The 23,942-nt window shown below is 35.0% G+C and carries 20 protein-coding genes; all 20 read left to right on the top strand.

The features are described from left to right. The first annotated feature begins 57 nt into the window (after nucleotides 1–57). The 20 genes from MWU82_RS00235 (at nucleotide 58) to MWU82_RS00140 (ending at nucleotide 23,839) form a co-directional block, all read left to right on the top strand. On the top strand, nucleotides 58–1,743 hold the full coding sequence (locus MWU82_RS00235) for a hypothetical protein (RefSeq protein WP_247094847.1): 1,686 nt from the start codon (nucleotides 58–60) through the stop codon (nucleotides 1,741–1,743). Nucleotides 1,744–1,746: 3 nt separating this feature from the next. Continuing rightward, complete coding sequence (locus MWU82_RS00230) at nucleotides 1,747–2,805, top strand: hypothetical protein (RefSeq protein ID WP_247094846.1); 1,059 nt, start codon at nucleotides 1,747–1,749, stop codon at nucleotides 2,803–2,805. Nucleotides 2,806–2,808: 3 nt separating this feature from the next. Beyond that, nucleotides 2,809–3,852, top strand: a complete 1,044-nt coding sequence (gene rfbB / locus MWU82_RS00225) for a dTDP-glucose 4,6-dehydratase (protein ID WP_247094845.1) — start codon at nucleotides 2,809–2,811, stop codon at nucleotides 3,850–3,852. A 123-nt stretch (nucleotides 3,853–3,975) separates the two neighbouring features. Beyond that, complete coding sequence (gene rfbA, locus MWU82_RS00220; RefSeq protein ID WP_247094844.1) at nucleotides 3,976–4,839, top strand: glucose-1-phosphate thymidylyltransferase RfbA; 864 nt, start codon at nucleotides 3,976–3,978, stop codon at nucleotides 4,837–4,839. An 82-nt stretch (nucleotides 4,840–4,921) separates the two neighbouring features. Further along, nucleotides 4,922–5,467 carry a dTDP-4-dehydrorhamnose 3,5-epimerase gene (rfbC, locus tag MWU82_RS00215; protein WP_247094843.1) on the top strand — a complete coding sequence of 182 codons (546 nt, stop codon included), beginning with the start codon at nucleotides 4,922–4,924 and terminating at the stop codon, nucleotides 5,465–5,467. After that, the gene (gene rfbD, locus MWU82_RS00210; protein ID WP_247094842.1) at nucleotides 5,446–6,246 is read left to right on the top strand and encodes a dTDP-4-dehydrorhamnose reductase; all 801 of its coding nucleotides are present in this window, start codon (nucleotides 5,446–5,448) and stop codon (nucleotides 6,244–6,246) included. The genes rfbC and rfbD overlap by 22 nt, the downstream gene beginning before the upstream one ends. An 18-nt stretch (nucleotides 6,247–6,264) precedes the next feature. After that, on the top strand, nucleotides 6,265–7,422 hold the full coding sequence (gene wecB / locus MWU82_RS00205; protein WP_247094841.1) for a UDP-N-acetylglucosamine 2-epimerase (non-hydrolyzing): 1,158 nt from the start codon (nucleotides 6,265–6,267) through the stop codon (nucleotides 7,420–7,422). Between the two features lie 93 nt (nucleotides 7,423–7,515). Beyond that, nucleotides 7,516–8,730, top strand: a complete 1,215-nt coding sequence (wecC, locus tag MWU82_RS00200) for a UDP-N-acetyl-D-mannosamine dehydrogenase (RefSeq protein WP_247094840.1) — start codon at nucleotides 7,516–7,518, stop codon at nucleotides 8,728–8,730. Next, nucleotides 8,723–10,027 (top strand): hypothetical protein, encoded by a 1,305-nt coding sequence (locus tag MWU82_RS00195; protein ID WP_247094839.1) that lies wholly within the window; start codon nucleotides 8,723–8,725, stop codon nucleotides 10,025–10,027. The genes wecC and MWU82_RS00195 overlap by 8 nt, the downstream gene beginning before the upstream one ends. After that, nucleotides 10,024–10,947 (top strand): hypothetical protein, encoded by a 924-nt coding sequence (locus MWU82_RS00190; protein ID WP_247094838.1) that lies wholly within the window; start codon nucleotides 10,024–10,026, stop codon nucleotides 10,945–10,947. The genes MWU82_RS00195 and MWU82_RS00190 overlap by 4 nt, the downstream gene beginning before the upstream one ends. Next, nucleotides 10,944–11,861 (top strand): hypothetical protein, encoded by a 918-nt coding sequence (locus MWU82_RS00185; protein WP_247094837.1) that lies wholly within the window; start codon nucleotides 10,944–10,946, stop codon nucleotides 11,859–11,861. The genes MWU82_RS00190 and MWU82_RS00185 overlap by 4 nt, the downstream gene beginning before the upstream one ends. Nucleotides 11,862–12,020: 159 nt before the next feature. Beyond that, nucleotides 12,021–13,304, top strand: coding sequence for a polysaccharide pyruvyl transferase family protein (locus tag MWU82_RS00180; protein WP_247094836.1), 1,284 nt, complete (start codon nucleotides 12,021–12,023; stop codon nucleotides 13,302–13,304). A 291-nt stretch (nucleotides 13,305–13,595) separates the two neighbouring features. Then, nucleotides 13,596–14,513, top strand: a complete 918-nt coding sequence (locus MWU82_RS00175) for a hypothetical protein (RefSeq protein ID WP_247094835.1) — start codon at nucleotides 13,596–13,598, stop codon at nucleotides 14,511–14,513. After that, the gene (locus MWU82_RS00170) at nucleotides 14,494–15,618 is read left to right on the top strand and encodes a glycosyltransferase family 4 protein (RefSeq protein ID WP_247094834.1); all 1,125 of its coding nucleotides are present in this window, start codon (nucleotides 14,494–14,496) and stop codon (nucleotides 15,616–15,618) included. The genes MWU82_RS00175 and MWU82_RS00170 overlap by 20 nt, the downstream gene beginning before the upstream one ends. After that, nucleotides 15,611–17,062 (top strand): hypothetical protein, encoded by a 1,452-nt coding sequence (locus MWU82_RS00165; protein ID WP_247094833.1) that lies wholly within the window; start codon nucleotides 15,611–15,613, stop codon nucleotides 17,060–17,062. The genes MWU82_RS00170 and MWU82_RS00165 overlap by 8 nt, the downstream gene beginning before the upstream one ends. Before the next feature lie 13 nt (nucleotides 17,063–17,075). After that, entirely contained in the window at nucleotides 17,076–19,229 is a 2,154-nt protein-coding gene (locus MWU82_RS00160; protein WP_247094832.1) for a bi-domain-containing oxidoreductase, read from the top strand. Further along, nucleotides 19,216–20,457 carry an O-antigen ligase family protein gene (locus tag MWU82_RS00155; protein ID WP_348646970.1) on the top strand — a complete coding sequence of 414 codons (1,242 nt, stop codon included), beginning with the start codon at nucleotides 19,216–19,218 and terminating at the stop codon, nucleotides 20,455–20,457. Before MWU82_RS00160 ends, MWU82_RS00155 begins: the two co-directional genes overlap by 14 nt. A gap of 181 nt (nucleotides 20,458–20,638) precedes the next feature. Further along, a complete protein-coding gene (locus MWU82_RS00150; protein ID WP_247094831.1) occupies nucleotides 20,639–21,634 on the top strand; it encodes a delta-aminolevulinic acid dehydratase in 996 nt (331 codons plus the stop codon). Beyond that, the gene (locus tag MWU82_RS00145; protein ID WP_247094830.1) at nucleotides 21,612–22,352 is read left to right on the top strand and encodes a WecB/TagA/CpsF family glycosyltransferase; all 741 of its coding nucleotides are present in this window, start codon (nucleotides 21,612–21,614) and stop codon (nucleotides 22,350–22,352) included. The genes MWU82_RS00150 and MWU82_RS00145 overlap by 23 nt, the downstream gene beginning before the upstream one ends. Nucleotides 22,353–22,486: 134 nt before the next feature. Beyond that, complete coding sequence (locus tag MWU82_RS00140; RefSeq protein ID WP_247094829.1) at nucleotides 22,487–23,839, top strand: exopolysaccharide biosynthesis polyprenyl glycosylphosphotransferase; 1,353 nt, start codon at nucleotides 22,487–22,489, stop codon at nucleotides 23,837–23,839. Nucleotides 23,840–23,942 lie beyond the last annotated feature (103 nt).

Below are 23,942 nucleotides of genomic sequence, written 5' to 3'. Positions count from 1 at the left end.
AGCTCTACCGGAAATAAAATAAACAATATAAATTGTAGTTTTGCACGAAATCTGCTTATGAGTAAATCCGTTAACACTACTAGGGCACAAGATTCCACCAATGCCATTGAACGCTTGTACATAACAATGCGGCATCTTTTCAACCGTGGATTTTACAAGCCGTCAGGTGTTTCCGGAGCAACCTTAAGACAATCTCTTTTACAACTACGCCCAGAAATATACGGTTCCATTGCTGAGGAAAAAGCAGAACTTAATGGGCTGTTGTATGTTTTGGAAAGATTGCCGGAAGGCATAGAACAATGCCGGTTTATAAACCTCACCTCGGATGAAGGCTATGCCGGTTCCCAATTTAAGCCTATTATTCCACCCAAAAGACGGAGAAACTGTTACAGGATAGATGATGAACAGATGAACATTGAGATTACCCGTGGCAGATCGGATATTTACGATATACTAACCCATCTTACCTTTTTGTTCATCGAATCCGAGAAACTTAGCAAAAAGGTCCTTATAGAAGACACGGACAAAACTATAAGGGATTGGGTAAAATTGGAACAGGCTGCTAACAAAGAGGAACTTAGCCAAAGGGAAAGGGAAGTCGCCCTAATACATATGGCCAATGTTTTGGGAAGACCGTTTATTGAGGTAATGGGGATTCACAAAAAACTCTCAACAGCTTCAGATCCGGAACGTTTTTTAAAGATTATCTATTGGTTGGGCAAACTGGCCATTGAGGAAGAAACCACAGGGAACAAAAGAGCTATTACCTTTAGTCCCATGTTACGGGAGCGCTTGGGACATCACATTCATGGGGAACGTTGGGCCAACAGGATTAAAGAGGCATTAAAGGAAAACGGACTTATGGAACGTCCCATCCATATCATAAGTGCCAATATGCACAGCGTAATGAATTCATTGTTCGCCAAAAAAGCATTGTCCAAAACCTTGGCAGGAAAGACAAAATTGGAGATATATGAGGCTTTGAGCATTCCCAAAAATTCCGGTTTAAGGGAAAAGGTAATTGCCCAAGCGAAAAAGAACGGGATGATCGCCATTGATGACGTTTCTGGCACCAATATAGATATACAAATTTTTGACATGGCCAAATTGGGCAAAGACGCCTGTTGTTACCAATTGCCAACAAACTGTCCAGAAAATGAAAAACCTGTTATCTTTGTTATGGATTACGCTTTTGGGGAGCAAGCTTATGAAACCATTGATGAATTGCTGAAACCATACAAGATTAAAAAAAACCAAGAGGTATTTTTAAATGTGACCTCCATTACCATTATGGGAAAAGCAGGAATTCTGGAAGGCGGAAAAGGGGATATAATGATTCCCGATGCCCATATTTTTGAAGGAACCGCAGACAATTACCCCTTCGTAAATGAATTACGAAAAGAGGATTTTGAAGGCAACGGACTAAAAGTTTTACAAGGAGCCATGGTGACTGTATTGGGAACCTCTTTGCAAAATAGGGACATCCTAAAATTCTTTCATGAATCCACTTGGAACGTAATTGGGTTGGAAATGGAAGGGGTGCATTATCAGAAGGCAATACAATCCGCATCCAAAATTAGAAAGAGCATTAGGGAAGATGTTAAAGTACGTTATGCCTATTATGCTTCCGATAACCCTTTGGAAACAGGGAGCACCTTGGCATCCGGTGGTTTGGGGACCACAGGGGTAAAACCCACCTATTTAATAACCGATAAAATACTAACACAAATATTTAATTCCTAGTTTATGGCTAATCAACAACCGACAAATAGCAGCTCCTCTTCTTCGGATGAAGTAGATTTGGGGCAACTGTTTCAATTAATTGGAAATGGTTTTAAGAAATTTTTCCGTTTTATAGGTAATATTTTTAGAGGTATTTTCCATACGATTATCCTGTTCCTGCTTTTTTTACAAAAACATTTTATAAAATTTGTGGTTGCAGCTGTAGTTGGATTAGCCTTAGGCATATACCTAGACATGATAAAAGAGCCTAAATTTATTTCCACGATGGTAGTTGAACCTAATTTTAACAGTGTTCAACAATTGTACAACAACGTAAATTTCTACAATGAATTGGCGGAGGCAGAAGACTCCACCGCCTTGGCAGAGGCTTTGGATGTTAGTGTCTCCGAAGCTTCAAAATTAAAAAAGTTTGTAGTGGAGTCCTATTCGGACGAAAACCAAAAGGTACAATTATTCGATAAATTTGTGCGTAGTTTGGATTCGACTACCAAAAAGGCCATCGACATGGAGAATTATTTGAAAAATTTCAACTCCATGGATGCAAGATTCCACACCATATCTGTTACGGCAACAAATAGCACCGTTGCCAAAGCTATACAGCCGTCAATTATCAAATCGATTTCCCGAAATGAATATTTTCAGTTGCAACAAAGTATTAGTGACCAAAATATAAGCCTTCAGGACAGCCTATACAAAAAGCAATTAATGGAGGTAGATTCCTTACAACATCTTTACAAGCGTGTGATGGAAAAAGAAGCTGAAAAACCACAGCAGGGTACCAATATTAGTTTAGGGGAAAACGGAGGCCAGGAAAACAAAGAATTGGCCTTGATCAACCAAGTGGATAAGTTAAAAGAAAACTTGGTATTGCTCAATGAAGAACGGGCCAATAAATCCAGTATTCTAAATGTAATCTCTGCCTTCCCTAGAAGGGGTGTTGAAGTAAAAGGAATTTTCAATAGTTATAAATTTTGGATTCCACTCGGATTCATTGCGATTACCTTATTAATATTAAGTCTGTTAGATTTAAACACTTATTTGAAGAACTATAAAAAAGAATAATCCATGAATATCTTGGTTACCGGTGGGGCCGGTTTTATTGGTTCCCATGTGGTTAGAAGATTGGTAAACTCCTATCCAAATTATCATGTATTTAATTTGGATACACTAACCTATGCCGGTAATCTAGAGAATTTAAAGGATATAGAGTCATCTCGCAATTATACCTTTATTAAAGGAAATATATGCGATACCGATTTTATTAATGCTCTTTTTATAAAGTATCAATTTCAGGGTGTTGTTCATTTAGCAGCAGAGTCGCATGTGGATAGATCAATAACCGGCCCCTTGGCCTTTGTAAAAACGAACGTCCTGGGAACGGTAAATCTTTTGAGCGCAGCGAAATCCATCTGGGAAAAAGATTTTCGAGGCAAACGATTCTACCATATAAGTACGGACGAAGTCTATGGTTCTTTAGGCAACACTGGATTGTTTTCGGAAACCACGGCCTACAATCCTAGTTCTCCCTATTCAGCCTCAAAAGCGAGCTCGGATCATTTTGTTAGGGCCTATGGGGAAACCTATGGACTACCTTATTTAATCAGCAATTGTTCCAACAATTATGGCCCAAATCAGTTTCCCGAAAAATTGATTCCATTATTTTTAAACAATATCATCATAAAACAACCCTTACCCGTGTATGGAGATGGTAATTACACAAGGGATTGGTTATATGTGTTGGACCATGCAAGAGCAATCGACTTAATATTTCACAACGGAAAAAATACCGAAACGTATAATATTGGCGGTTTTAATGAATGGAAGAATATCGATTTGGTAAAATTGCTATGCAAGCAAATGGACCAAAAATTGGGAAGGCCCGCTGGAGAAAGTGAAAAACTCATCACTTATGTCAAGGACAGGCCAGGTCACGATCTACGGTATGCCATTGATGCATCTAAAATAAAGAAGGAATTAGGATGGGAACCTTCCGTTACCTTTGAAGAAGGCCTAGCAAAGACAATTGATTGGTATTTGACCAATGGACCGTGGTTAAATAGCGTAACTTCGGGCAAGTATCAAGAATATTATGAAAAACAGTATAAATAATGTGATAAAGTTTTGGGGTGATGGAGTTACGCTGTTATGAAGTAGAAAACACTGAACTCGATAACCTTTTCACAAGATAACTCCATATCATTTTAACTGCATAACTTATATAACCACAAAATCATGAAAGGCATTATATTGGCAGGAGGCTCAGGAACTAGATTATATCCCATTACCTTGGCAATGAGCAAACAGCTGATGCCCATATATGACAAACCGATGATCTATTACCCTTTAGCCACCCTAATGTCAGCTGGTATCAGGGAAATCTTGATCATAACCACATACCAAGACCAAGACCAGTTTAGAACTCTTTTGGGCGACGGATCCCAATTGGGTTGCAATTTTAAATTTGCTTCTCAAGAGAATCCCAATGGATTGGCAGAGGCGTTTATCATAGGCGAAGAATTCCTTGGAAAGGATAAAGTAGCCCTGGTTTTGGGCGATAACATTTTTTATGGGTCCGGTCTGGCTGATCTACTACAAGCTAATAATGATCCGGATGGTGGAATTATCTATGGTTACCACGTACAGGATCCGGAACGTTATGGAGTAGTGGAGTTTAATGAGGAAGGAAAGGCCATAAGTATAGAGGAAAAACCGACTAATCCAAAATCCAATTATGCTGTTCCTGGCATATATTTTTACGATAATGAGGTAGTCGCCATTGCCAAAAAAATAAAACCGAGCAAAAGAGGGGAACTGGAAATAACCGATATCAACAAAGCCTATTTGGAAAAAGGAAAGTTAAAGGTGAGTATTTTAGATCGGGGAACGGCCTGGTTGGACACGGGTACCTTTGCCTCCCTAATGCAGGCCTCCCAATTTGTTGAGGTCATTGAAGACAGGCAGGGACTTAAAATAGGGTCTATAGAAGAAGTAGCATATACCATGGGGTATATTTCTAAAGAACAACTTCGGGAGTTGGCAAAACCCTTATTAAAAAGTGGCTATGGCAAATATCTGATTGGTCTGATTAGGGAATAACCGTATAACTGTATCACCGTTCAACCGATTTAAAAAATACAACATAACTCCATAACCGGATAACAACATAATAATAGAAACATTGAAAATTACAGAGACAAAGCTAAAAGGCTGTTTTATTTTAAAGCCCAAGATTCATGTGGATGAGAGAGGGTTATTTTTTGAATCCTATCATAAAACCATTCTGGATCAAGCCATTGGCAAGTCAATAAATTTTATTCAAGATAATATTTCAGTTTCCAAAAAACGAGTTTTGAGAGGCTTGCACTATCAAACTGGAGTACATTCCCAAGCAAAATTAGTGCAGGTATTAAAAGGGGAGGTGTTAGATGTTATTGTAGATCTTAGAAAGGAAAGCATCACATTTGGCCAGCATTTTACACTAAAATTATCATCGGAAAACAAGAAATCAATTTTTATACCAAAAGGTATGGCACATGGATTCTTGGCCATGACAGATGATGTAATTTTTTCCTATAAATGTGACTCCCATTACTGCAAAGATGCTGAAAGGGGTATTAAATACAACGACCCCGATTTAAAAATAGATTGGGAAACAAAGGGAATGGATTTGATTATTTCCCCAAAAGACCTACAATTGCCCCTATGGAAAGATTTACACCTATAAAACGGATTCTGGTTACCGGAGCATCCGGACAATTGGGTCTTAGTATTCAGGACATAGCTATGGAGTATCCACAATTAGTATTTGTGTTTGCCAATTCCGAAGCCTTGGACATTACGGACTATGTGCAAGTGGATAAAATAATAGAAAACGGCAATTTTGACTACTGTATAAATTGTGCCGCCTATACCAACGTTGAACATGCGGAGAAAAGCCCGGAAATGGCCTTTAAAGTGAATGCAGAGGCTGTTAAAGATCTAGCTCTAGTCTGTAGTAGATACAAAGTAACGCTAATACACATTTCTACAGACTATGTCTTTGACGGAGAAAAAGGCTCCCCTTATACTGTATTTGACCTGCCCAACCCCATCAACGAATACGGCCGTTCAAAATGGGAGGGGGAAAAGTACATCCAGGAAATATTGGACAAGTATTTTATTGTCCGTACCTCTTGGTTGTATCACAAAACATTTGGTAACAACTTTTACAAAACCATTTTGGAAAAGGCAATAAAGGGGGGGGAATTACGTATTACCGACAAGGAAATGGGCTGTCCGACCAATGCCTCAAATCTAGCCAAATACATATTGGATTTAATACGGAATAAAAATGAGCAATACGGCATTTACCACTATACAGACGGACAAGCTATGAGTTGGTTTGGATTTGCACAGAACATAATTGAAGAAAACGGATTGAAAAATACTACAAATATTGTTAAGGACAATAATTATCGTAGTTTTGCCAACCGACCGAAATTTAGTGTGTTACAAAGTGTGTAGCTAAAATCATTTATAAGAATGAAAATAAAAAACTTAATAATTTTTGGTACCCGGCCAGAAGCCATCAAAATGGCACCTTTGGTAAAAGAGTTTCTAAAATTTCCAGATAATTTTGAGACCAAAGTCTGTATTACAGCACAACACAGGGAAATGTTGGACCAAGTATTGGATTTCTTTGAAATTATTCCAGATTTTGACTTGGATCTAATGAAGCCCAATCAAAATTTATTTACTCTTACGGCCGATATAATCACCAACTTAAAACCGGTTTTAGAGGCGTTTCAACCCCATTACGTGTATGTTCATGGGGATACAACAACAACTATGGCTACCAGTTTGGCTGCTTTTTATGCGGGCGCGCAAGTATGCCATATCGAAGCTGGTCTAAGAACCTTTAACATGCAGTCCCCATTCCCTGAGGAGATGAACAGAAGTGTTACTGGAGTATTGAGCAACTTACATTTTGCGCCTACGACAACCTCAAGGGACAATTTGATACGCGAGAATAAACAGGGAAAAAGTATTATTATAACAGGAAATACAGTAATCGATGCCCTATTATTTAGTGTAAACAAGGTAAATAACAACACTTTTAGGGATTCAGAGGTTGCTCAGTTAAAAACTATTTTGGATGACAATAAAAGATTGATATTAGTTACTGGTCATAGAAGGGAAAATCACGGTCAAGGTTTCATAAACATTTGCGAAGCATTAAAACAAATTGCCCTAGAAAATCCAGATACACAAATCGTATATCCGGTACATCTAAACCCAAATGTACAAAAGCCCGTATATGAACTTCTGGCAAATATCAATAATATTTCACTAATTGCGCCCCTCTCCTATCCTGCCTTTGTGTGGCTGATGGAAAAATCCTATCTAATCATTACCGATAGTGGCGGAGTACAGGAAGAAGCACCTAGTTTGGGTAAACCCGTTTTGGTAATGCGGGACACTACGGAGCGTCCAGAAGCCGTAAATGCTGGAACCGTAGTTTTGGTAGGCACTGATAAAGGGAAAATTGTTGAGGAGGCCTCCAAACTTCTAAACAACACCGAAGCTTATGAGAGAATGGGCAAATTACATAATCCATATGGGGACGGAAAAGCCTGTACAAGGATTGTTGACCATATTTTGAGGTTAAATTTACTACTAAAAACGGAACAGAACACTTAAATTATTAATAGGAAAGGCATTGACCGAGCCAAGTTTAAAAAGGTTTAAAATCCAAAAGGACAAAATACACATTTGAAACAAGACAATTCTAATATGAACAAACCAGAAGTAGTAATGATGGGTTTAGGCTATATTGGCCTCCCTACAGCGGCACTAATAGCCCAAAATAACACCCATGTCCATGGTGTGGACATTAATCCAAAGGTGGTGGAAACTATAAATGCTGGAAAAATTCATATTATTGAACCGGAGTTGGACTTGGCAGTCGCCAATGCCGTAAAAGGAGGCTTTTTAAAGGCGGCCATTTCCCCCAAGGAGGCCAATACCTACCTAATTGTAGTGCCTACACCTTTCAAAGGAAAAAACGAACCGGATATTTCATTTGTAGAAGCTGCCACCAAGGCTGTTTTGCCTTTATTGAAAGAAAATGATCTGTATATTATAGAATCTACCTCTCCAGTGGGTACCACTGAAAAAATGATGGGACTGATATATAGCCAACGCCCAGAATTGGAAGGAAAATTATTTATAGCTTATTGTCCCGAACGGGTTTTGCCTGGAAATGTCATGTATGAATTAGTGCATAATGATAGGGTTATAGGTGGTGTTAACCAGGCTTCCACAGAAAAGGCAGTGGCTTTTTATAAACGATTTATTAAAGGAGAATTACATAAAACAAACGCCCGTACGGCCGAAATGTGCAAATTGGTAGAAAATTCTTCCAGGGATGTACAAATTGCCTTTGCCAACGAATTATCACTTATCTGTGATAAGGCCGACATTAATGTATGGGAATTAATTGCATTGGCCAACAAACATCCTAGGGTGAACATATTACAACCAGGTTGTGGTGTAGGGGGCCATTGTATTGCGGTAGATCCCTATTTTATCGTTGCAGAATATCCCATGGAATCCCAAATTATTGGAAAAGCCAGGGAAATAAATAACTACAAATCCTTTTGGTGCGCCGAAAAGGTGCAAACAGCCAAATTGCAATTTGAACTACAACAAGGCAGAAAACCAAGCATTGCCATTATGGGTTTGGCCTTTAAGCCAAATATTGATGATTTACGGGAATCTCCTGCAAAATATATTGCCCAAAAAGTGCTACAAAATGCCAACAATGAGGAGTATTTCATTGTAGAGCCTAATATACATGAACATAAGGTCTTTAAACTTACTTCTTATCAGGACGCAGCTGAAAAAGCCGACATTATTGTGTTTTTGGTAGCCCATAAAGAATTTAAAACATTAAAATTGAAAAAAGACAAAATGGTATTGGATTTTTGTGGTGTATTAAATGATTAAAAGACTATTAATAATAGCCTCTTTAACAGGGCTTGGGCATTTAACTACCTTACTTTCTTTAAAGTATATAGCAAAATATATCCAAAACGATACTATTGCCTTGATAGGGGAAATTGACTCTTTAACTTTGCTTATTGTTGCAATTATTGCCTTTGGGCTTCAATTATCGTCAACCAGGGATATTGCCTTGCTAGAGAATTGGAAAACCGAGTTGATTGAGGCACAATCAGCAAGGGTAACTCTTTCGATCATTTTAATAGTTGTAGGTTTATCAGGTTATATTTATACCAAAAACTATGTGTTTTTTTTCGCTCCAATTATTGCTTTGAATGCCGATTATGCACTGTACGGAAGAGGAATGCCGATTATGGGTGCTTTTGTATCTTTAATAAGAGTCCTGATTCCATCGATTGTTCTAGTAATTGCATCAGTTTATTTTACCAATAATATTGTATTCCTATTTGTAACAAGTATTGTTTTCTCATATTTTATTACAGGACTATTAGTGTCCTTTACGTTAAAGGTCAATTACTTTGTAAGACCTAAATTCAAGAGTTTAAAAAAGTATTTAGGTAATATTGACATAGGCATTGCCAGCTTTTCAATGTTTTTTATTGGTATTGGTATAATCAATGTGGTATCATATTTTAATGATGACGAGGCTATAGCCATTGCCTATATTGCTTTAAAATTTTACATGATTTTCAAAGGAGTAAGAAGAATTATTGTACAGACATTTTTCAAAGAACTTATGGAAGATTCCGTTTCCCTTAAAGTTGACTCCTTTGCTATGGTCGCCGGGTTAGTATTTTTTAACACATTGCTTTTTTATCCCAATGCAATAATATCACTGCTATTTAGTGAAAGATATTCATCCTACACCACGACTTTTATTATACTTGGATTAGCAGGATTCCTATCATCTTTTACGACTAGTTCAGGGACCAGATTATTGTTGCAAAAACAAGACAAGGCATATAGTTGGAATTTAATTATCGCTGCGCTTCTTACTGTAATATCCGGCATACTATTTTCAGTTTTCATGAAACACAATCCGGCATATATCTCTATTTCAGTGTTGATCGGTGAAATTACCTTGTCAATTTTAAACATCAAATCCCTAAATGAAAAGAATTTCATAACGGATAGAATGAAACATCTTTTACCCTTAGGCCTATTGACTATAATTTTTATTGGGTCCAAATATTTGTTAGGCCCACAACTCTATTCTTACTTTTTTGCACTTTCGGTTTATGGAATATCTGTATTGATCTATTTTAAATTGAAGGAATCATGAGTATATATAAAGGAATATTTTCAACACAATGGAGCAGTGGCAATATAGAAATCCATGTAAAGGGAGGAATATTAATGTCTTTTTATATTAAATTACTATTCAAAAACTGGTCAATTAGCGAAATTAAACCCTCAAAAAAAACTGTGCTGGTAGAATTTGATAGGCCAAGTAAGAATGTTGAAGTAGTTAAGACAACTCTTTTTTCATACCAAAGAATTATAACCGAAAAATTGGTTAGAACTAGAATTACCAAAATAAATATTCCTAGGGCCTGTGTCAGAAGTATGTATAAATTTATTGTAAATAGGGGTAGTGTCGTTGGCATTCCCGAACTTTATATGTCTATTATTCGAAAGTCTATTATAGAACCCTTGGAATATAATGCACAAAAGGATGGTTTCTCCTTAATGCATGCAAGTTCATTTATGTACAATAAGAAAACTTTTGTTATTGTAGCAGGAAGCAAAATTGGGAAATCTACATTAATACTAAATTTGACAAGAAAAAATAATGTTAATGTACTATCTGACAATTACTGTTTTATAAATGGAAATATTATTCGAACAATAGAAGAACCATTTCGCAGCGGCAGACCAAAAAGGTTTAAGACAACTTTTTACAATAGATCCATTAGTGGAAGACCGGATATATACGAGGGTAAGGCCGATTTTATAATTCATCTTAAAAGAGGTGCCGAAAATTCCTTAAATAATCTTAACGCCATAAATATGCAGATGATAATTAACGAAATAAACGAACATGAAAAAGAGGGAATCAACTACATTACGGAAACAGATCCTATTTGGCTTGAAAAGCAAAATCTTAATCTAAGTGATAAATTGAAGTTTTTCACCTTGAGTATTGCCGAGGGAATAGAAAATGTAGATATAGCAATTAATCAATTAAAAAAATTGGCATGAAGTTAATAAAAGAATTTTCAGTAGCTCAAAGAATAAATGTTTCCGTTTATGGAACCGTAAATAGTTCCTGTGAGTCGTTTTTAAACATGATATACCATAACTTCGACAATACCATTGAAGCTCCAAAATACCATTTAAAAATTAATGTTAGTGATGTAATTCCCAAAATTAAAAAAACTGTAGAATTAGGTAAAGACGCCTTTTATGACGAGAATACTTTGGTTTTAAAAAGTGGGCATTATTTTATTCGGGATTCGGAAAAATCTTTAACGGTGGGTATACCCACAAAAGTTAAAAGAGGTAGAATACCCTTTAAAAGAACAACTCCAGGAAGACACATAACGGATGAAATTATAGAACCACTTCTTCAACTATTACTTTTGAATTGTAACGCAACATTTGTCCATGCCTCTTCAATCTATAAAGATGGAAAAGTTGATGTCCTTATGGGGTGGAGAGGAACAGGAAAAACGAATGCCATATTAAAGGATATGTCCAAAAACAATATTTGGTCCGATGATCTTGCCATTATTGATAATCATGGTTATGTATATCCATACCTTAGACCCATCAGAATCTATTCTTATAATATTCCACTTTTGGATCCTGAATATATTTCCAAGCATAAACTAAAATTCAAAAGGAGAATTACTCCGCCATGGCAACCAGTTCATTACCTCCCATTATCAACGGAAACAGGCGTTAAAAGTGCCCCATTAAACGAATTTATTTATTTGAACGATAGAACAAGTAAAAAATTAGCTAAAGACGCAAAAAACATAATGCTTTTTGAACAAATTTATTTTAAGGATTATCAAATAATGCTTGAACAGGCTGGCGTTTTTAAAGTCAAAAATAAGGTTGGGCATATAATTAATGAAGCTTTAAAGAATGCACCTAACTTAGTAAAGTAGGCCATTGAAATTAAAAAAATTTGTCATGTCTTTATATGTTAAATTAAGGTTACGCCCATGTGAATTAGTTAATTATATAATTACATTATAAAATCAAATATAACTATGAGGTAACTTGATTACATTGATGTTTCTGTTTTTTTGACCAAAAACAGGATTATGAGCAAAAAAAATATTGTAATTACACATGGTTATTCCGATTCCAATAAAGGTGACTTGGCAATTACCCAGGCTACAGTTGATGGTTTAAAAGAATTTTATCCTAATGCACGAATTACTCTTTTATCAACCTTTAGAGAAAAAGATTCTCACTTTTGGCATCATAATAGAAAAATGAAAACAAATGATATTAAGATAATCCAAGGGATTTTGCCAACACCGTATATAGGTGGAGAAACGTCTATTATGGTAAATGCCATTGCAGCCATAAGGTTGTGCAAAGATTATTTTCAACTCCTAATTTCCAAATATGGAATTATAGGAAAAATTTTTGGAGGAAGGCAGTATAAGGCATACAGTTTACTTAAAAGTGCAGATTTGGTAATTGTTAAAGGTGGGCAGTTTATATTTAATGATAAAGAAGATTTAAGAGGCAATCTTTTTTTATGGCGTACACTACAACCTATAAGTGTTGCCTACAAATTAGGAAAACAAATTGTGGTCTTAGGCCAAAGCATAGGTAGTTTTGCCAGTAGAAAAAGTGAAAAATATGCCATGAAGTATATTGCCTTATGCAATCAGGTTGTTGTAAGGGAAGAATTGTCCCTAAAGCTGCTTAACAAGTATAGACTAAAAAATATTACGTTGGTACCGGATTGTGCCTTCTTTATCGAGAAAAAGGATGTTCATATTGATTTGAGTATTACAAAAGAGAAAGAGATATTGGGGGTTACGGTTGTAAATTGGACGTTTCCCGAAAACAAGAATCCTAAAAATGCCAAAGAAAAATATATTCATAACCTTGTTCTCTCAATTGAAATAGCCTTTAAAAAATTCAACTTATTTCCTGTTTTTGTACCTCAAGTAACAGTAAAACATCATGGTAAAAGTGATTTAGATCTTATTTATCTTGTACAGAAAAAATTAAATATAAAAGGTGTCAATTCGTTGGTATTAAAAGATGATTTTAATGCAAATGAAATGGTCGGGGTATATGCAAAGTGCAAAATGCTAATTGGTACTAGGCTCCACTCTTGTATTTTGGCTGCAAATGCAGGAACACCAATCATCGCTATCCGGTATCAGGGCTTTAAAACCCAAGGAGTTATGAAAATGCTAGGATTTGAAAATTTCGTTCACGATATTAACCATTTAAAAAGTAAAGAATTAACGAAAAATATTGAAGCAATCTTAATAAACGATACTGAAATTAGATTACAATTGAAGAGGAAGGTTAAACAATTTAGAGAGGAACTAAATGAAATGTTCCGTAATTTAGGATAATAGAGTTTGGAAATAGGGAAAATAAAAATAATTAGACAACCTGAAAGTGCAATTTTCATTTTTTTAATAATTGCACTTTTGCTTTTTGATAGGAAATTTTCAAAAATGGCCGTAATCGAGCCCATTTTTATACACGATTTTCTATTGGTGGTCGCGACGTTATTTTCTATTCATAAAAGCTCGTTGCGAACAAAATTTCCCTCCATTTTTTTACTGATTCTTTTGGCACTGCTTTATTTAATATATTCTGTAACGTTTCTAAAATGGAAAGGAGTATATTTTGTATTGATTATGAGACAATTCTTTCTTTTTTTTTACCTTACCTGTTCCTATATTATAGCTAATAAGGTATTTCAAAAAAAAGAGAACATTATCGCTGCGATAAACTTTATCAAAAAACTAGCTAAGATTTCCATAATTCTTCAATTACTATATTTTGCTTACCTCTATATTACAATACCAAATTACTCGCCTTTAAAAGGATTCTCCTATTTGTCCGCAGTTGGGGTCATGGGGATTATAATATACGGTGGATATGTATTAGTGTATTACAAAGGACTTAAAAAAATTGCATTACTTTCCCTTACCTTATTAACTTCGGCTTTGTTAGGGCATTCATCTTCATTTTTCGCAGTGTTTGCCATAGTGCTCGTACATTTTTATATTTCATTTTCTCCAAAAATAAGGTTCATAACACTTGGAGTGTTGGGCGTTGTTATGGTGCTTTTATTACAGTTGCCCCAATTTACAGATGCAAATGCAAGTTGGCGATTAATGTATTGGAATCATATTCTAGAAACTTCGGTTTCAAAAAACTATTTGATTTTCGGGAATGGTTTTGGGTTGCCTTATATGACCATTGAATTTGCCCAAACTTTAGCAGATAAGATCAACTCTACTTTTATGCTTACAGGCGTTAATAACGAATTTGAAAGATGGGTTACCCCTCCACATAATTCATTTTTAACCATAGTACATCACATAGGCTTGCTTCCTGCTTTTTTAATACTTTCCCCTTTAAAGAACTTTTTAAAACAAATTTTTATAATCCCCAAAAGCAAGGACAGGGAGGAACTATTTCTTTTCTATGCACTATTTGGATTAATCGCATGGGTCTCCTTTAACGTAATCCTAGAGGTTCCCCATTCCGCAATTTGCTTTTGGCTCATTTATTTTACCTATATATTTTATGGAAAATCAAAAGCCTAAAATTCTTTTTTTGATACAGTTTCCACCTCCAGTTCATGGAGTGTCCGTTATCAATAAACATATATTTAATTTATCAATATTTGATGAGGAATACCTAAAGGATGTCGTAGAATTAAAATTTTCTGAAGACCTTACGACATTATCAAAACTCAATCTGAAAAAAGTTTTAAGAACATTAAAAATAGCCTTTGAACTTTTGTTGAAGGGAGTTAAAATCAAACCACAATTTGTATACTTTACCATATCACCTGCAAATAACACTTTTTACAGAGATCTAATTTTTGTTTTTATAATTAAATTATTGAGGATTAAACCTATATATCATTTGCATGGTAAGGGAATATCCGATAACCTCCAGAAAAATCCATTCGTCATAAATATATATAAATGGGTATTTAATAATTCCGTAATAATACACCTTTCAGATGGCCTCGTAAGACGTGAATTACACCCTTTGCAATTAAAAAATGTGACCATATATGTTTTACCCAATGGTATTATAAATCAATATCCTATTCAAACATTTCCTGTTACCGAAAAAAAAGATGATGTACTATTTTTGTCCAATCTATTTCCATCCAAAGGAATATTTGTCTTATTGCAGGCTATAAAACTGGTTAAAGACCAAATCCCGACCATAAAGGTTAATGTAGTAGGCGATACGGTCAATAATCAAATTTTAGGAGAAGTTAAACGCTTAATTGTAAAGTATAAACTAGAACAAAATGTGATTATCCATGGAAAAAAATTGGGAAAAGAGAAAAGCATCTTCCTGGAAAATACAAAAATATTCGTTCATCCTACATTAAACGATGCATTCCCATTGGTTATATTGGAAGCATTACAAAATGGATTACCAGTAATAACAACTAATGAGGGGGCAATACCAGAAATCATCGATGATGAAACCGGAATTATAATACAGAAAAACGACCCCGAACAATTAGCTATGAAAATAATTTCACTTTTAAGTGATAAAGAGTATTTAAAAACATTAAGCAAAAACTGTGTTGATCGATTTAATGAAAGATATACAGCATCAATATTTAACAAAAATATTCATAAAATTTTTATGACTATAATTAACAAAAAAATCAATGATTGAGATTCATAAGTTAAGCGATTTGGTCTACGATGAAATAATTGAAGTGCAACAATCCAAAATCAATCAATCCAATGACCGCCCAGCAGTTGAAAATAAAATTAGGAAATTAGTTTTTTTTGTTATGGCGGAAGGTATTTCGAGAACTTTTGCCAAAATTAATTCAAAAAGAGACAAACAATTTGTTTTCAATAAATACCATACAACTATAAGACTAAAATATAAGGACAAAATATATATAAATTATAGTACTCAAACGTCGGAAAATATTGATGATTTTATCGTTAAAAATAATTTTATAGAGTGGGATGATGAACCAAAAGCATCGAATACACCAGATAACATGTTCAATCAATTTTTACCTTATTACGATAATACCTTAAGCACAAATAAAACAATTCAACTAGCAATCAAAGAATTGCCACCTTTGTTTTCTGAAGAGACCATATTTGCAAAAGGAGTATTTATCTATGGACTTGGGGATTATTCTAGGGTATATATAGCACCTAACATAAAAAAACTTGAAAAAATATTTTGCGTTGATTACGTTGCAAATATTTCATCATTTTATAAAAAAAAGTATGGTTATAGTTATAATGGCATTGTACCTCAAGACAGCTATCATGTTTTGAGGAAAGTCTCAAAACCAATGGCCATTATTGCAACCTATCATTCTGATCACACCCGAATTGCAGAAGAAATATACCATCAAAATCCAAAAAGTTTAATATTTATAGAAAAGCCCCCTTGTGTTACTTTAAAAGACATTACGAATTTGGCAAACCTTTATAGAAAAGGAGCAAATATTGAAATAGGGTACAATAGAAGATTCATAAAAATAAATCAAATAATAAAGAAAAGGCTTAATGGACAAAGGGCTATTATCAATATTTCTGTAAAAGAAATTTTAATTAGTGAAAATCATTGGTATTTTTGGCAAAATCAGGGAACAAGAATAACGGGTAATTTAACGCATTGGATTGATTTATGTAATTATTGGTTAGAAGATGAAATACCCGCCGAAATTACAATGCTAAAAAGCAACACCAAAGATGAAACCTTCACTACCTCAATTCTTTACAGTAATGGCTCATTGGTCAATCTTACAGTTTCTGATAAAGGTAATGCTCTTAGGGGAGTTCAGGAAAAAATAGAAATTAGAACAAAAGATGAATCATATTTTATAGATGATTATTTAAGAACATATATAATCCATAACAATGGGAGAAAGGAGAATTTTAATAAAATCCTCCGTAGCAAAGGGCATGATGAAATGTACAGACATGTTATGGAACTTTATCATAATAAAACTGAATTCCGTTATAGTATAAATGATTTAATAAAAACAGCATTAACGACTTTATATGTGTCCGAAATGTTTAAGAATACTACCAACCATTTTGACTGCAAGGATGCCATAAGTAAAATGTTAAATGAATATAATTAAGACCAATTAATAAATGAAACAAGTCATACAAAATTTTAAAACTGGAGAACTGTTTGTAGATGATGTACCTGTACCATCACTTTCTAAAGGTACCGTGTTGGTCGAGAATAAGTTTTCACTAATAAGTGCAGGAACAGAAAGAAGTACAGTGAGTGTTGGAAAAGCTAATTTATTAGGGAAGGCCAGACAACGTCCAGATTTGGTAGCACAAGTGCTTCAAAATATTAAAAAGGAAGGTTTGAAAGCCACACTTGATAAGGTTAAAACCAAATTAGACTCCTTAAAGGCTCTAGGATATAGTACGTCTGGCGTGGTACACGCAACTATGGATACAAAAGGTGTATTTAAACCAGGAGATAGGGTCGCCTGTGCAGGTCAAGATTACGCCTCCCATGCAGAAGTGGTGGCAATCCCTCAAAATTTAGTAGCCAAAATACCCGATGGTGTAACCTTTGAAGAGGCTAGTTTTACCACACTTGGGGCTATAGCGTTGCAAGGGGTGAGACAAGCAAACCCAACCTTAGGCGAAAATATTTGTGTTATTGGTTTAGGACTTTTAGGGCAAATTACCTGTCAGCTTTTAAACGCCAATGGATGCAATGTATTTGGGATAGACTTATCTCCAAAACTGGTAGAAATATCCAAGGAGAATGGAGCCATGGTATCTATGCTCAGGTATGAAGCAAATTTAATGGCAGCCGTTGAAAATTTCACAAAAGGACATGGGTTTGACAGTGTTATTATTACTGCCGCTGCTCCCACAAACGACCCAATAGAGCTCTCAGCAGAAATTACAAAGAAAAAAGGAAAAGTAATAGTTGTTGGTGCCGTTAAAATGGATATCCCAAGAGACCCGCACTTCTATAGAAAAGAGCTGGAATTAAAACTTTCTTGTTCTTACGGTCCTGGAAGATACGACGTAAGTTATGAAGAAGAAGGAATCGATTATCCCTATGCCTATGTACGTTGGACCGAACAACGGAACATGGAAGCATTTTTACAATTATTGGCTAGAAAAACCATTAATCTCAAACCACTAATTACCCATGTGTTTGATATTGCAGAGGCTGAAAAGGCATATGATATAGTATTGGGAAAAATAAAGGAACCCCATATAGGTATTCTGCTTAAATACGATGATAATGAAGATAAATTAAAAACAATTTATAATTTAAATGCTACACCTATATCCAAAATTAATGCTGGCTTTATAGGGGCAGGAAGTTTTGCGCAGAGTTATTTGATTCCCTACGTAAAAACGGGGCATGGCTCACTGGATACTGTAGTTACAACCAAAGGTATCACAGCAAAGAATGTGGCCGAAAAGTTTGGATTCAATAAAGCTTCTTCCGAAGCGGCCGATGTGTTTTCCAATTCTGAAATCAATACCATATTTATCGCTACCCCTCACAATTCACATGCAAAATACGTTATTGAAGGAGTTCAGGCGAAAAAACACATTTTTGTAGAAAAGCCTCTTGCCATGAATTATGCAGAGCTGGAAGAGGTTAAAAAGGTATATAACGGGAGTACTTCCAGGCTAATGGTTGGATTTAACCGAAGGTTCTCCCCAATTGCCCAAGAAATTAAAAAACGCTTTAAAGGAGCCGATGAGCCCTTCGTGATCAATATTAGGATCAATGCCGGTTTTATCCCAAAAGATCATTGGACACAATTAGAGGACGTAGGGGGAGGAAGAATAGTTGGAGAAATGTGCCATTTCATAGATTTAATGCAATTCTTCACCGATGCAAAACCTGTTTCTGTTTTTGCTGATTGTATTACTTCAGAAAATTCATTAATTACGGTTACTGATAATATTAACGTTTTGGTGAAGTTTAGTGACGGTTCCATTGGAAATCTAATATATGTGGCCAATGGTGATAAATCCTTGCCAAAAGAACATATAGAGGTATTTTGTGCTGGGAAAGTTGGAATTATCAATGATTTTAGAGATGGGGTTTTCCATAGTGGAAATAAGGTTGAAAAATTAAAGTTGGCTGGCAAAGGACATAAGCAGGAAATACTGGCGTTTATCGATGCGTTAACTTCGGAAAAGAATAGTCCTATAAGCTTTGAATCTATTTATAACACTACCCTGGTTACATTTAAGATTCAGGATAGTTTAAAAACTGGGTTGCCACAAAAAATTGATGATAGACTGTAAACAAAAAAAGGCATTCTCTATTCACTATGTGCTGCTATCAGTACTAGCTGCGATAATTCCTTCGGGATTCTATAATTTGGAAGGAATTATTGTGGCACTACTATTTGTGAATTGGCTCTTTTTCGTTAAGGGATATAACGCTTTAAATGAAATTCCGAAAGGCACCATATTGTTGTTTGCCTTTTTTGCGCTTTTTTTGATTGGATTGGTTTACACCAATAATGTTACCGGCCAATTTAAATTCATTGGACGAAATATCTCCTATCTCCTAATACCGCTTTCCTTCATTGGAGTAAAGTTGACCTACAAAATGGTTTCCAACATAAAAAAATGTTTTATTTTCTCCCTAATTGCTTGCATTCTATTTGCAAACTTATATGCCATTATAGATTATTTGGCTTCAAGGGAAATGGAAATCTTCTTGACTCCTTCGATTTACAATAAATTTACTTATTACGGCTTAACCAGGGTATTTAAGGACTGGCATCCGACCTATGTTTCTTTGTTTTTAAATTTAGGCCTTGTTTTCGCTTATGACTTGTATTTCAAAAATAGAAGATACATTTTATGGGGCCTAATTACAGCCCTATCCAGCCTTAATATCTTTCTTCTAAACTCCTTTATTGGTATAATTGTCTTTTTGTTGATTTTTTATCTGTTTATACTTCAAATCCTAAATGGAAGCAGAAAAGCATTGATCGCAAGTACCTTCATAATGTTATGCTTAATGAGTATATTTTATATAAAGAATCCTTTTCATTATCCCAAAATAGAAAAATTTAAGCATACTGAATTTAAAATAACAGATAAAAAAGATGAAAGAAATGCCTTAAATTTACGTTTGGCCAAATGGAAGACTTCTATAGATGTTTTCAAAAATGCCCCAATCTTGGGTGTGAGCAATGGGGATTATAAAAATGCCCTCTATGATCAATACGTGAAAAATGAATTTTTCTATTGTGCAGGAGAACGATATTCTTCCCATAACCAGTATTTGTATACCCTTAGTGCAAATGGCACAATCGGACTTATGCTTTTAATTTTAATTTTATATTTGCCATTTACTCAGAAAGCACGTAATTATGTATTTCTTCTTTTTCTTGCTATCTGTTCCATATTTTTTATTACTGAGGATTTATTGGCACGACAACAGGGGGTAGTGTTTTTTATCTTTTTTTATGTTTTTTTATCCCACCCTATAGGTATTAATAGTACAAATGAAAAATAAGGCTTTTAAATCCAGTTTTAACAAACTCAAAGACTTCTGCGAATTTGAAAAGTTTCAAGGCTGGGATCCTTATGACGGTCTCAATAGTTGGATAATTCAGAGGACACCGTTTGGGAAATCCAGCTTTTTGAGATTGGCTTGGATCCAACTTTTTAAAAGGAACCCTATTAATTTTAGACCCTTGTTTGGAATTAAAAAGGACTATAATCCAAAAGGGCTAGGATTGTTTTTAACGGGTTACTGTAATCTATATAAAACTGAACCGAAGGAGGAATATCTTGAAAAGATAAATTTTTTATCTACCAAAATCCTCGAATTAAAAACCAGTGGTTATGCAGGAGCCTGTTGGGGATATAATTTTGACTGGCAAGCTAGAGCATTTTTCCAACCTAAGTATACACCCACGGTAGTCGCTACGTCATTTATTGGAGAAGCCCTTATTGAAGCCTATAAATTAACTAATAGAAAAGAACTATTGGATACGGCTCTAAGCTGTTCCGAATTTATTTTAAAAGATCTGAATAGAACTTATGATGAGGAGGGAGATTTTACTTTCTCTTATTCACCCTTGGATAGTACTCAAGTTTATAATGCCGGTTTATTAGGTGCTAAATTATTGTCCTTGATCTATCCTTATACCGAAGATGATAATTTATTGGATACAGCTAAAAAAGTAGTATCATATGTTTGTAAAAGACAGACAAAGGAGGGAGCATGGTCATACGGTACTTTACCTTTCCATCAATGGATTGATAATTTCCATACCGGCTATAACTTAGAGTGTATATTTAGGTATCAAGTTGTATCGGGTGATCAAACCTTTGAAAAATATATTAAAAAAGGTTTAATATACTATTTGAATACCTTTTTTACAGAGGAAGGGGTATCTAAATACTACAATAACAAAACCTTTCCCATAGATATCCATGCCCCCGCGCAACTTATTGTTACCTTAAGCAAATTAGGCATTTTACATGAAAATAGGGAATTGGCGGATAGGGTACTGCTTTGGACAACTAAAAATATGCAATCATCCAAAGGTTATTTTTACTACCAAAAAAAGAAATGGGTAACTTCGAAGATTCCTTACATTCGTTGGGCACAGTCATGGATGTTTTACGCATTTAGTTATTATTTATTAGAATTCGACTTAGATGAAGGTAATCAACATTCTTAATACTTCCATTCACAACCTTTCCATGCGGGAGACAATACAGATTGTAGACAATACAATTTCTGAAGGAAACCAATTGCACCACGTAGTAGTAAATGCCGGAAAAATAGTGGCCATGCAAAACGATTTGAAATTGCGTCAAAGCGTGAATCAAAGTGATCTAATCAATGCTGATGGCCAAGCAGTGGTATGGGCTTCCAAAGTCCTAGGAAAACCCTTGAAAGAGCGTGTTGCAGGAATAGACCTGATGGTAAACCTAGTGCAATTGGCTCACCAAAAAAAATATAAAATATTTTTCTTTGGGGCACAAGAGGAGGTAGTCAAAAAAGTAGTAGATATTTATTCAGATCAATTTTCTCCTAATATTATTGCTGGTTATAGGAATGGATATTTTAAAAAGGAAGAAGAAGAATCCATAGCACGAGAAATCGGGGAAAGCGGTGCCAATATTTTGTTTGTGGCTATCAGTTCTCCTACAAAAGAAAATTTTCTGTATGAAAATAAAGGCTTGTTGCAAAAAGTTAATTTCGTAATGGGGGTAGGTGGCAGTTTTGATGTGATAGCCGGAAAGGTAAAACGCGCTCCAATTTGGATGCAAAAAGTAGGCCTAGAATGGTTCTACAGGTTCGCACAAGAACCCCAGCGGATGTGGAAACGTTATCTGATAGGAAATACCCAATTCATTCGATTGGTATTAAAAGAGGCTTTCTCAAAAAATTAAGTCGACCATTTTTCCGTCAAAAGTAGAAAAGAACTTTTTGAAAATTGAGTCTTTAGTTAAGTTGTATCAGTTTATTAGTTTTTAAAATTATCTTTGTAATCAGCTTACAATATCAAATACACGGCATATAATTAATGTTTTCCAAAAAACACCGTTATTCCAGTCTCATTACCCCCATATCCTACACGGTGGATTTATTGGTAATTAATGTCTTTGCCTACATTCTGCCGATAAACTTTGAGTATCCCATTCTATTTCACAGCTATCTGACCTTGGCTTGGATTATACTGTCTTTTAAAAATAACTTTTACGTGGTTTATAGATACACTAAAGTATCATACCTTCTAAAACTTTTGTTCAACCAATTCGTCTTTTTCTTTCTAATATTATATGCCTTTATTGGCTTCTTTAAGCAACCCAATATGAGCCGATTGGCTCTAGGGGAATATTTTGTTTTTGTTGGGCTGGCCATATTTACCATTAAGTTCCTAAACTATATCCTTTTAATGAAATACCGGGAAAGGATAAAAGGGAACATGAGAAATGTAGTGGTCATTGGAAAGAACAAAAAAACCGATCAATTAATCGACGTTTTTAAAGATCGTCGGGAGTACGGGTATCATTTTATGAAACAGTTCTGCCCTTCTGACCCCTTTTTTGATATCTATAAGACGTTCGTTTACATAGTGGAGAATAATATCGACGAAATTTATTGCTCAGTTTCAGAACTAAAGAACAATCAAATAACCGAATTCATCAACTTTGCCGATAATAATTTAAAAACCCTGAAATTTATACCAGACAATAAGAACATTTTCTCCAAAAAACTAACCTTTGAATACTACGATTATATACCAATCTTATCGCTAAGGGACATTCCCCTTCACAATCCCTTAAATTCTGCCCTAAAAAGAGGTTTCGATATTGTATTTTCATTAATAGTGGTTGTTGGTATTCTTTCATGGTTGGCCCCTATAATAGCGCTAATTATTAGATTGGAAACCAAAGGACCTATATATTTTAGACAAAAAAGGAATGGAATTGACAACAAGGAATTCTATTGTTATAAATTTAGGTCCATGGCCCCCAATGAACATGCAGATAGCCTTATGGCTGTTAAAAATGATATGCGTACTACCAAGGTGGGCAAATTTATCCGCAGAACAAGTATTGATGAACTTCCTCAGTTTTACAATGTCCTATTTGGAAATATGTCCGTTGTTGGTCCAAGACCCCATATGGTTAAACACACCAATGAATTCGCCAATAAAGTAGATAAATATATGCTACGGCACTTCGTTAAACCAGGAATCACCGGTTTGGCACAGGTAAGAGGATATAGAGGTGAAATAGAAACGGATATCGATATTTTAAACCGAACCAAATTTGATATTTTCTATATCGAAAACTGGTCCTTATTCATGGATCTTAAAATAATTGTTCAAACAGTCCTGAATGCAATATCTGGAGAGAAAAAAGCATATTGAGAAATAAAACAATACTGTAAAATTAATATTGTCTGGTTAAGTTAATTGGTCGTATCTGTAATGCTTTAATGGTTTTACCACACTTTACCCCAATATTTTGGTT

This window comes from Arenibacter sp. S6351L, from assembly GCF_023016025.1.
Lineage (GTDB): Bacteria > Bacteroidota > Bacteroidia > Flavobacteriales > Flavobacteriaceae > Arenibacter > Arenibacter algicola_B.
The sequence above is the reverse complement of the archived record's forward strand: the minus strand, read 5'-3'. Positions and strand labels throughout refer to the sequence as shown.